Source organism: Roseibium sp. RKSG952 (assembly GCF_009711355.1).
The window spans coordinates 1-14,816 of record NZ_SMMF01000837.1; the positions used below are offsets into that span (position 1 = coordinate 1).

Annotated in this window: 11 protein-coding genes; 5 read left to right on the forward strand and 6 right to left on the reverse strand. The window is 59.2% G+C overall.

What is annotated here, in order from left to right; genetic code table 11:
- Window positions 1–689: 689 nt before the first annotated feature.
- The 6 genes from E1297_RS09465 to tpiA form a co-directional block, all read right to left on the reverse strand.
- On the reverse strand, window positions 690–3,872 hold the full coding sequence (locus tag E1297_RS09465; RefSeq protein ID WP_155137132.1) for an efflux RND transporter permease subunit: 3,183 nt from the start codon (window positions 3,870–3,872) through the stop codon (window positions 690–692).
- Between the two features lies 1 nt (window position 3,873).
- A complete protein-coding gene (locus E1297_RS09470; protein WP_155137135.1) occupies window positions 3,874–5,040 on the reverse strand; it encodes an efflux RND transporter periplasmic adaptor subunit in 1,167 nt (388 codons plus the stop codon).
- 183 nt (window positions 5,041–5,223) lie between these two features.
- Entirely contained in the window at window positions 5,224–6,042 is an 819-nt protein-coding gene (locus E1297_RS09475; protein WP_155137138.1) for a VOC family protein, read from the reverse strand.
- A 23-nt stretch (window positions 6,043–6,065) separates the two neighbouring features.
- Window positions 6,066–7,694: a CTP synthase gene (locus tag E1297_RS09480; protein ID WP_155137141.1), complete on the reverse strand. Its 1,629-nt coding sequence runs from the start codon at window positions 7,692–7,694 to the stop codon at window positions 6,066–6,068.
- Window positions 7,695–7,828: 134 nt separating this feature from the next.
- On the reverse strand, window positions 7,829–8,203 hold the full coding sequence (gene secG, locus E1297_RS09485) for a preprotein translocase subunit SecG (protein WP_155137144.1): 375 nt from the start codon (window positions 8,201–8,203) through the stop codon (window positions 7,829–7,831).
- 102 nt (window positions 8,204–8,305) lie between these two features.
- Window positions 8,306–9,064, reverse strand: coding sequence for a triose-phosphate isomerase (tpiA, locus tag E1297_RS09490; protein WP_155137149.1), 759 nt, complete (start codon window positions 9,062–9,064; stop codon window positions 8,306–8,308).
- 216 nt (window positions 9,065–9,280) lie between these two features.
- On the opposite strand from tpiA, the gene E1297_RS09495 reads away from it, so the two are divergent.
- Genes E1297_RS09495 through glp form a run of 5 tightly spaced genes read left to right on the forward strand, consistent with a single transcriptional unit; the run spans window position 9,281 to window position 14,775 of the window.
- Window positions 9,281–11,173 carry a SurA N-terminal domain-containing protein gene (locus tag E1297_RS09495; protein WP_155137152.1) on the forward strand — a complete coding sequence of 631 codons (1,893 nt, stop codon included), beginning with the start codon at window positions 9,281–9,283 and terminating at the stop codon, window positions 11,171–11,173.
- Between the two features lie 14 nt (window positions 11,174–11,187).
- Window positions 11,188–12,201, forward strand: a complete 1,014-nt coding sequence (gene trpD / locus E1297_RS09500) for an anthranilate phosphoribosyltransferase (protein WP_155137155.1) — start codon at window positions 11,188–11,190, stop codon at window positions 12,199–12,201.
- Window positions 12,202–12,207: 6 nt separating this feature from the next.
- Window positions 12,208–13,020 carry an indole-3-glycerol phosphate synthase TrpC gene (gene trpC, locus E1297_RS09505; protein WP_155137158.1) on the forward strand — a complete coding sequence of 271 codons (813 nt, stop codon included), beginning with the start codon at window positions 12,208–12,210 and terminating at the stop codon, window positions 13,018–13,020.
- 14 nt (window positions 13,021–13,034) lie between these two features.
- Entirely contained in the window at window positions 13,035–13,544 is a 510-nt protein-coding gene (moaC, locus tag E1297_RS09510) for a cyclic pyranopterin monophosphate synthase MoaC (RefSeq protein WP_155137161.1), read from the forward strand.
- A gap of 4 nt (window positions 13,545–13,548) precedes the next feature.
- Window positions 13,549–14,775 carry a gephyrin-like molybdotransferase Glp gene (glp, locus tag E1297_RS09515; RefSeq protein WP_155137164.1) on the forward strand — a complete coding sequence of 409 codons (1,227 nt, stop codon included), beginning with the start codon at window positions 13,549–13,551 and terminating at the stop codon, window positions 14,773–14,775.
- Window positions 14,776–14,816: the final 41 nt, after the last annotated feature.

Genomic DNA, 14,816 nt, shown 5'->3' on the forward strand with positions numbered 1-14,816 from the left:
CCGAGGGCGGCGGCAAGGCAGCTGCCATCGGTTACTTCCTGTTGGCCAGGAGCGCAAGTCATGGGTCCTGCCGAAATCCATCTGGATACTTCCACGAGCGATGACAGCCATGCCGGTTGGCATGGGTTGTTCGGACAAGCATTCATCCTGACAGCTTCCTGAGGAAACGCCCAGTAAATCCATCACCGGCCCCGGCGGACCGCTGCTGATGTTTGGTCATGGACATTGATTCGGCATGGGGCCCGGACTGGCGTTGCGCCAGCTCGCGCGCCCTAGGTTTCGCGTGCCATGATGGTCTACCCGATGGTTTCACATTTACCGGCGAACTTTCACGAGAAGATTACCACTCACCACCTGTTTGGGGAAATTGGCGGCGCACCTATGAAAAATGTCGCCTTGGCGGGCGATCGACTCATTCCTTTTTGGTGCTGACCGTACAAAGGAGAATAGCTATACTCAGATGGTAATATTTTTATATATTATATTGTTTTAATTATTTATTTTCCATTTCATACACCCATTGCGTTAAAGACTTGCCAGCACAATCGATCCATCACGCACCCGTACACCCATTTGTCACCACGGGGTAGAAGTATATCCGGCGAAATTGTCAGAAATTCGCGAACCAGGGATACCCGCGAGATGTTTGGGCCGGAAAAGTCCCGGCCCAACAGTCTGCAAGAACTGGTTTAGCCCGTTGCCGGCGGTGTAGCCCCGCCAGCAGGTGGCTCATCTCCCGGCTTCGGCGCTTGCGGCTCTCCACCCAAAAAGGCTTTCACCTTTTCGCGCATGGTCTGCATGACAACATACAGCACAGGAATCAGGATCACTCCGAAAACAGTTGCAAACAACATGCCCCCGAAAACGGCGAACCCGATTGCTTTCTGGCTCGCGGCACCGGCGCTTGAGGCGGTCATCAATGGAACGACACCCAGCAGGAACGACAAGGCCGTCATCATCACCGCCCGGAAGCGCAAATGGGCCGCCTCTTCCGCAGCCCCCCGGATCGTTTTCCCGGAATCACGCTGTTCCATGGCGAACTCGACGATCAGGATCGCGTTTTTCGCGCCCAGACCGACCAGCATGATCATCCCGATCTGGGTATAGAGATTCACATCGCTTCCCGTGACCAGAACCGCAACAAACGCGCCAAGCAGCGCCACCGTCACCGACATCAGGATCGCGATCGGCATGGTCCAGCTTTCGTATTGCGCGACCAGAAACAGATAGGCGAACAGGATTGCGAGCAGAAGAACGAACACAACCACCGCCCCGGCACCTTGTTGCTGAAGTGCGGTTCCGGTCCACTCATAGGTATAGCCCGGGGGCAATGCCTCGGTGGCAGCAGACTGAATGGCATTCATGACCACACCGGTCGACGCCCCCTGCGCCGGCTCCGCATTCACGGACGCGGAGCGGAACATGTTGTACCGGTTGAGGGTCTGCGGCCCGAGCGTGTTTTCCGTAGTGATCAGGGTTCTGAGCGGCACCATGGTTCCGTTGGCAGAACGTACATAGAGCTGCGCGATATCTTCGACCTTGTTCCGATAGGCTCCCTCCGCCTGAATCATCACTTTGTAAACACGTCCGAACAAGTTGAAATCGTTCACATAATAAGATCCAAGATACGCCTGCAGCGTCAGGAAAACGTCCGCCACATCAATCCCGAGGGTCTTGGCCTTGTCCCGATCCAGATCAACAAAAATCTGCGGCACATTCGCCCGGAACGTCGAATAGGCCTGGGAAATCGAAGGGTTCTGATTGGCGGAATAAACCATCGACCCTACGGCCTGAGCAAGGGCCTGCGGGGTTCCTCCTCCGGTTTGCTGCACCTTCATTTCGACGCCGCCTGTCGTGCCGAGACCGGGGATCGGAGGCGGATTGAAGGCAATGATGTTGGCGCTGGCAATAGTCGAGAACTGCTGCCAGAACTTTGCCAGAATGGCGTTGATCCTGAGATCCGGTGCCTGCCGTTGGTCCCAGGGCTCCATGGTGGTGATCACCAGAGCCGTATTCGAGGCAAGCGACGAGTTCAGAATGGAGAAACCGTTCACCACAGTGACGTTTTCGACACCCGGCGTTGCCTGCACCATCTTGACCACTTCTTCGGTCACGGCTTCGGTCCGGTCGAGTGCCGCACCGTCGGGCAGCTGGACATCCACCATCAGATAGCCTTGATCCTCGAGCGGCAGAAAACCCTGCGGCAATCGTTCGCTCAGGAACACGATCGATGCGATGACACCGGCTACCACCACCAGACTGAGGACCGAGATCCGGACCAAACGGCGGATCAGACTTGTATAGCCGCTCCGGATTCCGCTGATGCCTTTCTCGAAGATCGCCAGCACACCTTTCGGCGGCCCCTTGCGCGGCCGCAACACCAGACCGCAGAGCGCCGGTGACAAGGTCAGCGCATTGATCGAGGAAATGATCACCGCGAAGGATATCGTGGCCGCGAACTGGGAATAGAGCCTGCCCGTGATCCCGGGCATGAACACTGTCGGCACAAACACAGCCAGAAGCACAAGGGTCGTTGCGATCACCGGGCCGGTGATCTGTTCCATCGCCTTGGCCGTCGCCTCCTTGGGCGGAAGCCCCTCCTCCGCGATAATGCGCTCGACATTCTCCACGACGACAATCGCGTCATCCACCACGATGCCGATCGCGAGAACAAGTGCGAACAAAGAGATGGTGTTGAGCGACATTCCGAGCCCCAAAAGGATCGCGAATGTCCCGATCAGGGATACCGGAATGGCAACAGTCGGAATGATGGTCGCCCGCCAGTTTCCCAAAAAGATGAACACCACCGTCACCACAAGAATGAAGGTGATGAACAGGGTTTCAATCACATCGTTCAGCGACTGCTCGACAAAGTCCGTGGTGTTGAACGGAACCGAATATGCGACATCCTCGGGAAACGCCTTTGACAGCTCTTCCAGCCGCGCCAGCACGCCTTCCGCCACCTGAAGCGCGTTTGCGCCCGGTGCCTGATAAATGGCGAGAACAGTCGCCGGCTGGCCATTATACTCCCCGCTGGCATCATAGAACTGCGCCCCGCGATCCACGCGCGCGACGTCTCCAATCGTTACAATTGCGCCGTCCTGACCGGTTCGCAGAACAATGTTCTCGAACTCTTCAGCCGTCGACAATCGCCCCAGCGCCTTGATGGTATACTGAAACTGCTGTCCAGGCGGAACGGGGGGCGAACCGATTGCACCAGCCGCCACCTGAACGTTCTGGTCCTGGATCGCCGCGATGAAGTCGGACGGTGTCATGCCAAGGCTTGTGAGCCTGTTCGGATCAAGCCAGACGCGCATGGCATAGGCAAAATCGGTCAGAACATCCGCCTTGCCGACGCCTTGCACACGTGCCAGGGAATCCTGGAGGTTGATCGAGGCATAATTCGACAGGAACACCTCGTCATACGTGCCCTTGGGCGAGTAGAGGGTCACGACCAGCAGCATGTTGGTGCTGGATTTTTCGACCGTCACGCCATTTGAAGTCACTTCGCTTGGCAGCTGGCTTGTTGCCTGACTGACCCGGTTCTGGACGTTCACGGTGGCGATGTCCGGGTCGGTTCCGACCAGAAAGGTGACATCCAGCGAGTAGTTGCCGCTATCGGAGCTGTTGGACGACATGTAAATCATGTCGCTAACACCATTGACCTGCGCCTCAATCGGCGCGGCCACCGTTTCTTCCAGAACTTCGGCATTCGCGCCGGTATAGGTCGCCGAAACATTCACGACCGGCGGGGTAATATCGGGAAACTGTTCGACCGGAAGTGCAGCGTAACCAAGAATACCGGCAATCGTAATGACTAGAGAAATAACCAGCGCGAATTTTGGCCGGTAGATAAAAAACTTTGAAAACATGCTAGCTCTGTCCCTCCGGCTGGTTGGCCAGAACCGCATTCACCGGCACACCGGGCCGCACTTTCTGCAGGCCCTGCACAATCACCGATTCTCCGGATTGCAGCCCCTTTTTGACGACATAGTCCGGCCCAACCACCTCGCCGAGTTCGACATAGCGCTGTTCCACGGTCTGCTGGTCATTGACCAAAAGAACAAAGGCCCCTCTCTGGTCTCTCTGGATCGCAGCCTGAGGAACCAGCAAAGCTTTTGTCTGTGTGGGAGACTCGATGATCACGCTGACATAGGTGCCCGAGACAAGTTCGTCATTCGCGTTCTTGAACTCGCCGCGAAGTGAAATTGTTCCGGTTTCCGGATCCACGCGGTTGTCAATGAAGACCAGTACGCCGTTTTCGCCGTATTTTTCCCCATTGGGGAGGATAAGGCTCAGCTTCGGAGAGTTTTCCGCCGTCAGATCCGACGGGTCGATATTGTGCTGCTGAACCGCATTGAGATACTCGGATTCACTCACCGAGAAATTCACATATACCGGCGCCAGCTGGATCAGCCGCGCAAGCGATTCTGTTGACGGCCCGACGAGCTCACCGACGCTGTATGTGGTCTTGCCGATCCGTCCGGAAAACGGTGCCTTGATGTCGGTGTAGCTCAAATTGAGCTCAGCCTGCTTAAGGGCCGAGTCTGCTGCCATCACCGAGGCGTCGGCCTGCTCTTTCTGCGCTTGTGTCGCCTCATAGGCCGCCTCCGAAACGTGGCCCTTTTCAAACAGGTCCTTGTCCCGCTTTTCATCGGCCGCTTTCAACGCGGCATCGGCCTTGGCACTGGCCAGATCGGCCTTCGCCTTTTCAAGGGCAGCCTCGTATTCATCCTTCTCGATCTGAAAGATCAGCTGTCCCTGTTTGACCCGGGCGCCGTCCTGCACATCCTTCTTCTCAAGAAAACCGCTGACCCTCGCCACAAGATCGACCTCGTCCACGGCCGCGATCTGGCCAACGAACGTTGCGCTTTGCTGGATTTCCTTGTCGAAGGCGGCCGCAACGCTGACGGATGGCGGAGGCGCTTCTGCCGACCCCTGCTTGCTGCTATCGTCACTGCAAGCGGTGCTTGCAAACAAAAGACCCGCGGCCGCTGCATAGCGGACAAAGCGGGGAACACGGTCGGCGAAATGAGGCATTTTCGAAGCTCCGGACAGTCAGTTGGCATGAACAACTGTTAACCCGGCTTCACCCTAGCCGTAGTTCCGGTGCGACAACAAGGCCTTATACGCACACGTCAGCGTACCGGCGCCGGTTAAGCCGGGCCGGGTCTTTGCTGGCAAACGCCGAAAACACGTATATTCAAGGGAATTTCAGAGGATTTAGCCCTTTTTCAAAGGCTCCAGAATAACCGACAAACCGTTGAGCTGGTCTGCGGCGATAACATGGCGCGAATCGATTCCCTCGCAGCCGATCGCAAGGGCTGCCAGCGCAGGGCGGTCTTTCGGCGCAGGCTGGCCGACCAGTTTTTCATAGGCCACCGGTGACAGGACCGTGATCGTTCCGCGCGGCGTTTTCACTTCCAGCCCAAGGCTGGTGGCCCGCATTTCACGCTGTCCGGTAAAGCCGCCCAGGAACTCGTGATGATCGGACGGGTCGTTTGCGACCATGATAACATGGTCGACAGCCTTTGCGCCGTTCGGATGAATCTGCGCTTCCTTGCGCCAGAACACCTCCGGATAGCGGTTGTAACATGTGAAAAAGCCGAGGTTGGGCGCTGCCGGATCACCGACGAAGGTCAGATCAAACCCCACTGTCACGCTTGCCCCATCGGAAAAGGTTGCCTGGCGTTCAAACGAAAACGGTTCGTAAACAGTCAGTCCGAGCCGTTCGAAGCCGGACCGGTCGGAAGCCGGATCCCGGCTTTCCAGAACCAGCATCGAGCCGCCCTCGTGCCTTTTCAGGAACTCCCGGTTGAAGCCACCGAACGAGAAAGAACGGCCGCCTAATGGCTCGATCTTTTCTGCATCCGCGACTGTGAGCAACTCGACGAAAAAGCCGTCGAGTTGCACCAGCCGGTTGGCAGTTCCCCAGGGATGCAAGGCACGCGGTGTGACCGTAAAGCCGAGATCTTCCCAGGCTTCTGCGGCTGCATCCAGGTCATTGACCGCAACAACGATATGATCAAGCCCGCGTACCATGTTCCACTCCCCAGACCGGCGTTTTAGACGAGGCGGCTCTGTTTGACCGCCGCCTCAACGAAGGATGCGAACAGCGGATGCGGTTCGAACGGACGCGACTTCAGTTCCGGATGATACTGAACGCCGATATACCACGGGTGGCCCGTGATCTCGACGGTTTCAGGCAAAACACCGTCCGGTGACGTTCCGGCAAAGACCAGGCCGCAATCCTCGAGCTTTTTCCGATAGCCGATATTGACCTCGTAGCGGTGGCGGTGGCGCTCGCTGATCTCGCTGGAGCCGTAGATTTCCGCAATTCTGGACCCCTGCTTCAGGGCCGCCGGATACGCGCCAAGGCGCATGGTGCCGCCGAGATCGTCGTTTTCGCCGCGCACTTCCCGTTCGTTGCCGCGGGTCCATTCGGTCATCAGGCCGACGACCGGTTCTTCTGCGGGCCCAAACTCCGTGGAGCTGGCCTGCTCAATGCCGGCCAGATTACGGGCAGCTTCAAGGACCGCCATCTGCATGCCGAAACAGATGCCGAAATACGGAACGTTGTGGGTACGGGCGAAAGTCGCTGCTGCAATCTTGCCCTCAGCGCCACGCTCACCAAAACCGCCGGGCACGAGAATGCCGTGCACGCCTTCCAGATAGGGACTAGGGTCTTCCTTTTCGAAGACTTCCGATTCAATCCATTCCAGATTGACCTTGACCTGATTGGCAATGCCGCCGTGCATCAGGGCTTCGATCAGCGACTTGTAGGCATCCTTCAGGACCGTGTACTTGCCGACAATGGCGATGGTGACTTCGCCTTCCGGATTGGCGACCCGCTGCTGGATACCTTCCCAGCGGTCGAGAACCGGTGCCGGAGCGCCCTTGATGCCGAACGCCGCCAGAACCTCGTTGTCCAGACCTTCCTTGTGATAGGCAATCGGAACATCGTAGATCGACTTGACGTCATAGGCCGGAATCACGGCACTTTCGCGCACGTTACAGAACAGCGACAGCTTGCGCTTTTCAGTCTCCGGGATCTGCCGGTCGCAGCGGATCATCAGGATATCCGGCTGGATACCGATGGAGCGCAACTCCTTGACCGAATGCTGTGTCGGCTTCGTTTTCATTTCCCCAGCACTCGGGATGTACGGCATCAGGGTCAGATGCACATAGACCGCATCGCCGCGCGGAAGATCATTGCCGAGCTGGCGAATCGCTTCGAAGAACGGCAGCGCCTCGATATCCCCGACTGTACCGCCGATTTCGGTCAGCACGAAGTCGAAATCCTCGTTGCCTTCAAGAACGAAATTCTTGATCGCATCCGTGACGTGGGGAATGACCTGAACGGTCCCGCCGAGGTAATCGCCGCGGCGTTCCTTGGCGATGATTTCCTGATAAATCCGGCCAGTGGTGATGTTGTCCTGCTTGTTGGCCGGACGGCCGGTGAACCGCTCGTAGTGTCCGAGATCGAGATCGGTTTCGGCACCGTCATCGGTGACGAAGACCTCGCCATGCTGATACGGGCTCATCGTGCCCGGATCGACGTTCAGGTAGGGGTCGAGCTTGCGAAGCCGGACCTTGTATCCACGGGCCTGCAGCAATGCGCCAAGCGCTGCTGATGCAAGACCTTTTCCCAGCGAGGAAACCACGCCGCCTGTGATGAAAATGTATCGCGCCATGGAGCAATACCATATCCTTGCCGATGATCTGATGACCACCGGGAGTTTTCATTAAGCACATAAAAATGCCCCGCGATGACGGCGCAGGGCATTAATGTTGGTGAACCGGGCACCTGGCCCGAGAGGCTCCCCAGTTACTGGGCAGCCGGGACTTGTGGTCCGGAAGGTTGATCGCTCTGCTGGCGCAGCTGGTTCAGGATTCCGTTGCCTTCCCCGGTGGTCGGGGCCGGAGCGGACTGCTCCGTTGTGGTCGGAACCGAATCAAGAACCGACGATGGGCGGTCCGAATGTTTCGCAATCAGGCTCAAGGCAAGCGAGGTCACGAAGAAGCACACGGCCAGAATGGCCGTCACGCGGGTCAGGACATTGGCTGTACCGCGGCTCGACATGAATCCGCCGCCACCGCCGCCGCCGATGCCAAGGGCACCGCCTTCGGAACGTTGCAAAAGTACCACGAGCACCAGGGCCAATACGACCATCAGGTGGATTACGATGACTACGGTTTCCATCGACTGCCAGTCTTGTTGTTCAAGTTTTGCGGCCTTCTACACCACTCTTGCCGGCCTTTCCACCCTTCAGATGTGGGTTTCCCGCCACAGATGTCGAGACTCTTATGAATAAGCTGCTGTGATCCCGAGAAAATCTTCCGCTTTCAAGCTGGCGCCACCGACAAGGGCGCCGTTCACATTCGCCACCGTCAGCAGTTCCACCGCATTGGACGGCTTCACCGAACCGCCATAGAGAATGCGCATGGACTCACCTTCCGCGCCAAAGCGCTGGACCAGCTCCTCGCGAACACTCTTGTGAATATCCGCGACATCACCGGGCGTCGGCGTCAAGCCGGTACCGATCGCCCAGACCGGCTCATAGGCAATCACCGTGTTCTCTGCAGTCGCCCCATCCGGCACGGAACCCGCGATTTGCCGGGCCACCACGGCAACAGCCTCACCTGCCTTGCGCTCGGCTTCGGTTTCACCGACACAGATGATGGCGAGAAGCTCGGCACGCCAGGCCGCCTGCGCCTTGGCCGCAACCACTTCATCGGTCTCGCCGTGATCGGCCCGGCGTTCGGAATGGCCGACGATCACCGCCGCAGCACCGGCATCTTTCAGCATTTCTGCCGACAGGTCACCGGTATGGGCGCCCTTCTGCGCCACATGGCAGTCCTGCGCCCCGACAGAAAACGGAGCATCCGCAGCAATGGCAGACAGGCTCGCCAAAAGCGTCGCGGGCGGACAGATCATCAGGTCGCAATCACCGGACGCACCGGCGATCGACCCCTCGACCATTTTCCTGAACTCTCCTTCGCTGGCACGAAGCCCGTTCATTTTCCAATTGCCAGCAACAAGCGGTTTGATCGCGGCAGCCATGTATCCTCCGTCGGTTCGACACGAATTCGGCGGCGGGTATACCGCGATTCAAGGAGAACCGGAAAGAAACTTTGACCAAATTGCGGAGGGCACATGAGATCAGTGCCTTGCAGGCGGCCGAACCGGTCATTATGATCCGCGCGCTCCGGCAGGGTGCCGGAAGGAAACCGGCGAATGTTTGCAAGGCCGGCCTGACAGGAATATACGGGAGACATTATGCTCGACGCGTTGCGCAAGAGTGCCGGTTCATGGTTTGCCAAGATATTGATTGGCCTGCTCGTTTTGAGTTTTGCCGTGTGGGGCATTGCCGACATTTTCACAGGTTTCGGCCGTAACGTGGCGGCAAAAGTCGGAAGCACGGAAATCTCCTCGCTGACCTTTGATCGCGCTTACCGTCAGGAGTTGAACCGGATCGGCCAGCAGCTCGGCCGTCCGCTCTCGACGACTGAAGGGGCACAGTTCGGAATTCCACAACAAACACTCGGGCGCCTGATTGCCGAGGCGGCGATGAACGAGGAGGCCCGCCAGCTCAATCTCGGAGTTTCCGACAAGGCTCTTGCCCGGCAGATCCAGAGCGACCCGGCTTTTCAGGGACCGACCGGCGGCTATGACCGCAACCAGTTGGCCCTGATCCTGCGCAACAACGGCATGAGCGAAGACGAATATGTCATCGAACGCCGCCAGCTTGCCGAACGCCAGCAACTGGCCGAAGCAATCGTCGGGCGCATGGCAGCACCTGCTGCCTATGTCGAAGCCCTGTTCGATTTCCAGAACCAGACGCGTGACGTCGAGTTCGCCGTTCTGAACCCGGAGCCGCTTTCTGATATCGCAGCACCGGGCGAAGAGGCGCTGAAGACTTATTTCGAGGACCACAAGGAACAGTTCCGCGCGCCCGAATACCGGGAGGTCGCTCTTCTCGAGCTAAGCCCCCAAATGCTTGCCCGCCCCGGCGACATTACCGACGAGGATGCGCGGGCCGAGTATGATCGCAACAAGCAGGATTACTTCCAGCCGGAGCGCCGCGACATTCGTCAAATGACCTTCCAGAGCAAGGAAGACGCGGACGCAGCTGCCGCGAAACTGGCCGGGGGCACGACCTTTGACGAACTGATGGCGGAACGGAACCTGAGCAACAACGATGTCGATCTCGGGCTGATGGCAAAAGCCGATCTTCTCGACGACACGATCGCAGATGCCGCCTTCAACATGGAGGCTGGCGAAACCAGCGGTGTGATCGACGGCCGGTTCGCGCCGGTCATCATCAATGTTCCCGTGATCCAGCCCGAGACCACACAGCCGTTCGATGCGGTCAAGGCCGATATCAAGGCAATGCTGGCACAATATCAAGCCGAACAGGAAGTCCACGACCTGCTGACTGAAATCGAAGATGCCCGCGCCGGTGGTGCATTGCTCCAGGAAGTCAGCGACCGTTTCTCCTTGCCGCTGACAACGCCCCCGGCTTTTGATCAGGACGCAAAGGGCGAGACTGGCCAGGCTGTCGACCTGCCGGATGTAGACGGTCTGATTGCCGGTACTTTTGACAGTGATGTCGGTATCGAAAACGATCCGCTCAATATCGGCCGCGACGGTTATCTCTGGTACGAGGTAACAAAGGTCATTCCGTCCCGGGACCGCACCCTTGATGAGGTTCGTGACGAAGTGATCACCGCGTGGAAGCAGCAGGAAGCAGAAAAGCGCCTGAACGCCCACGCGGACGAGCTGCTCAAGGAGCTTCAGAACGGGACATCTCTTCAAACGATCGCCCAACGTGACGGTTTGGACGTGGAAACCGAATCCGGCCTGACCCGCACCACTCCGCAAGGGGCCATCAGCAGTGGTGCCCTGTCGCAGATCTTTGCAGGCCCGGACGGCCTTGTGACGAATGTGCCGACAATCGATGGCAATGGCCGCGTGCTGGTCAAGGTCACGAATGTTGGCCAGCCTGCCTATTTCGCAGAATCCCAGGATGTGCGGGCCATCGGCCAGCAGTTGGCCCAGCAACTCCAGGATTCGCTCATCAACCAGTATGTGGCCGATATCGAGGACACGGCAGGGGTCGAAGTCAACAGTGCGGTCGTATCTCAGGTCATCGGCCTGGGAAACACCTGACGGGGCCAGGGTTCATGAGCAATTTCAAAACCTACATCGCCAAGGTGGCGGAAGGCGGCCCGCTTTCCTTTGAAGACGCCCGCGCCGCCTTTGAGATCATTCTGTCCGGGGCGGCAACGCCGTCCCAGCTTGGCGGATTTTTGATGGCGCTGCGCGTGCGCGGCGAAAGCACGGACGAAGTGCGCGGCGCGGTCGAAACGATGCGTTCAAAAATGCTGCGGGTCGCAGCCCCTGCCAGTGCGATTGACATCGTCGGCACGGGCGGGGACGCCTTGGGCAGCTATAACATCTCGACCTGCACGGCTCTGGTCGTTGCGGGTTGCGGCGTTCCGGTCGCCAAACACGGCAACCGGTCCCTGTCGTCGAAATCCGGTTCCGCCGAGGCGCTCGCAGCGCTCGGCATCAACATCGATATCGATCCGGCCAAAATCTCGGACTGCATCCAGCAGGCCGGGATCGGGTTCATGTTCGCCCCCCTGCACCATCCGGCAATGAAGCATGTGGGCCCGACCCGCGTCGAAATGGGCACAAGGACGATTTTCAATCTGCTGGGACCGCTGTCCAATCCTGCAAGCGTCAAGCGCCAGATGGTCGGCGTTTTCGCAAAACGCTGGGTCGAACCGGTCGCGCAAGCCCTGAAGGAACTGGGATCGGAGCGGGCCTGGGTGGTCCATGGCTCCGACGGCATGGATGAAATCACAACAACGGGACCGTCATTCGTGACAGAACTGAAGGACGGCACCTTGCGCTCCTTCGAAATCACACCGGACGATGCCGGTTTGCCCGTTGCCAATGCCGCCGACCTCAAGGGCGGGGAGCCGGACGAAAACGCGCGCGCCTTGCGCGAGGTCCTGAGTGGTGCGAAAAACGCCTATCGTGATGTGGTTTTGTTTAACGCGGCCGCATCGCTGATAGTGGCAGGCCAATGCGAGACCCTGAGGGAAGGCGTCGCGATTGCGGCAAACTCCATCGATAGCGGCGAGGCTGCAAGTTGCCTTGAGCGTCTTGTTGCCACCTCCAACGGATAAAGCCTCATGGCAGACATTCTCAAGAAAATCGAAACCTACAAACGCGTTGAAATCGAGGCCGCCAAGGCCAGGACCTCGCTGGAAGACCTAAAGTCGGTCATCCGGGACACGGCCCCGGTGCGCGGTTTCCACAAGGCGATTGCCAGCCGGGTCACCGCTGGTGGCTACGCGCTGATTGCGGAAATCAAGAAGGCGAGCCCGTCGAAAGGCCTCATCCGGGCTGACTTTGACCCGCCCGCGCTTGCGAAGGCCTATGAGGCGGGTGGTGCCGCATGTCTTTCGGTCCTCACCGATGCGCCCAGTTTTCAGGGAAAGCCGGACTATCTCGGCGCGGCACGCGATGCAGTGTCCCTGCCCGCACTGCGCAAGGACTTTCTCTATGACACCTATCAGGTCTTCGAGGCCCGTGCGTGGGGGGCCGATTGCATCCTGATCATTCTGGCAGCCGTCGATGACACGACTGCCAGGGCTCTGGAAGAGACCGCCTTCGGCCTGGGGATGGATGTTCTGCTGGAAGTTCACAATGAGGAAGAGCTTGAGAGAGCGCTGAAGCTCACCTCCCCTCTTGTCGGGATCAACAACCGCAATCTGAAGACATTCGAGACCTCTCTGGAGACCAGCGAGATCCTCGCACAACAAGTTCCGGCAGAGCGTATTGTGGTGGGCGAATCGGGTCTGTTCACACCGGCGGACCTTACCCGGATGTCGAAGGTTGGGATTTCGACTTTCCTCGTCGGGGAAAGCCTGATGCGGCAAGAGGATGTGACGGCCGCGACCAAGGCACTCCTGGCCCGCGAAAACGCCCCTTTCAAAGCCTGACCACAGGACCCGACATGCCCGGTACCGGCGATAAACTGACCCATCTGGACGAAACCGGCGCGGCCAACATGGTGGACGTGTCGGAAAAATCCGTCACCTCTCGGGTCGCGATTGCCAGCGGAACCGTCACCATGCGGCCCGAAACCCTTGAGCTGATCCGCTCCGGCAATGCCAAGAAGGGCGATGTCATCGGGATCGCCCGCATCGCCGGGATCATGGCGGCCAAACGCACCCATGAACTGATCCCCCTGTGCCATCCGCTGATGCTCTCCAAAGTGCATGTCGAGGTGGAGCCGGACGATAAGCTTCCGGGCCTGCGCGTCACTGCAACCACAAAGGTCTCCGGTCAGACCGGCGTCGAAATGGAGGCACTCACCGCCTGCTCCCTCGCCTGCCTGACGATTTACGACATGGCCAAGGCGGTCGACCGGGGCATGGTGATCGGCGATATCCGGCTGATCGAAAAGGCCGGGGGCAAGTCCGGGCACTGGACCGCCGCCGATAGCGGCACCGGAGGGACCTGACAATATGGCGGACGGGGAAAAATCAACCGGTTTGATGCCGGTCAGCGAAGCGCTTGAGCGCCTGCTTGACGGTGTGGACGCGACAGGTGCCGAGTCCGTTCCGCTCGCCCATGCGAACGGGCGGGTTCTTTCCGGGGACATCGCCTCCACCCGCACCCAGCCGCCCTTTGCCGCCTCCGCCATGGACGGATATGCCGTCCGCCATGCAGACCTCGACACCTGCCCGGCAGAACTGGACGTGATCGGCGAAGCACCCGCAGGCCACGGATTTTCCGGGCAGGTCGCCGCCGGTCAGGCAGTTCGGATTTTCACAGGAGCTCCGGTTCCCGGCGGGACCGACACAATCCTCATTCAGGAAAACACGACCCGCACGGGCGACCGTGTCACCGCACTGGAACAGCCTGCCCTTGCCGCTTATGTCCGCCCGGCCGGTCTTGATTTCAAGACCGGCGAAGTGCTTTTGAAGGCACCGCGGCGTCTGAATTACCGCGACCTAGCACTGGCTGCCGCCATGAACCACGCGGCCTTGCCGGTCCGGCGCAAGCCGGTCGTGGCGATCCTTGCAACCGGGGACGAACTTGTTCCTCCCGGCGGGTCCCCCGGCCCCGACCAGATCATCGCCTCCAACCATGCAGGCATTGCCGGACTGGTCGAGGATTGCGGCGGCCAGCCACTCGACCTCGGCATTTCCAGAGACAACCCGGTCGACCTCGCCAACCATGTCCGCAAGGCGATCGAAGCGGACGCGGATATTCTGGTGACGCTTGGCGGCGCATCGGTCGGCGACCATGATCTGGTCCAGCAGGTTCTGGGATCGGAAGGCATGGACCTTGCCTTCTGGCGCATCGCGATGCGCCCCGGCAAACCGCTGATGGCCGGTCGGCTGGGCAGGACCAAGGTGCTTGGGCTGCCGGGCAATCCGGTGTCCAGCCTCGTCTGTGGCCTGTTGTTCCTGAAACCGCTGCTCCTGCAAATGCTCGGGCTTTCGGCAGACACCGAAACGGAACACGACGCAGAACTCGGCGCAGACTTGCCCGAAAACGACAGGCGGCAGGACTACATCCGCGCAACACTGACGGCCGACCGTGACGGGCGTCTTGTTGCAACCCCCTTCCCCAAGCAGGACAGCTCGATGCTCGCACTGCTGGCGAACTCCGGCGCACTGATCATCCGCCCCCCCCACGCCCCGTCCCTAAAGGCGGGAACAAGGGTGAAGATCCTGAAACTTTAGTGTCATGAGATCGGCGGTGCAAAATTCGACCACGGTAGCGG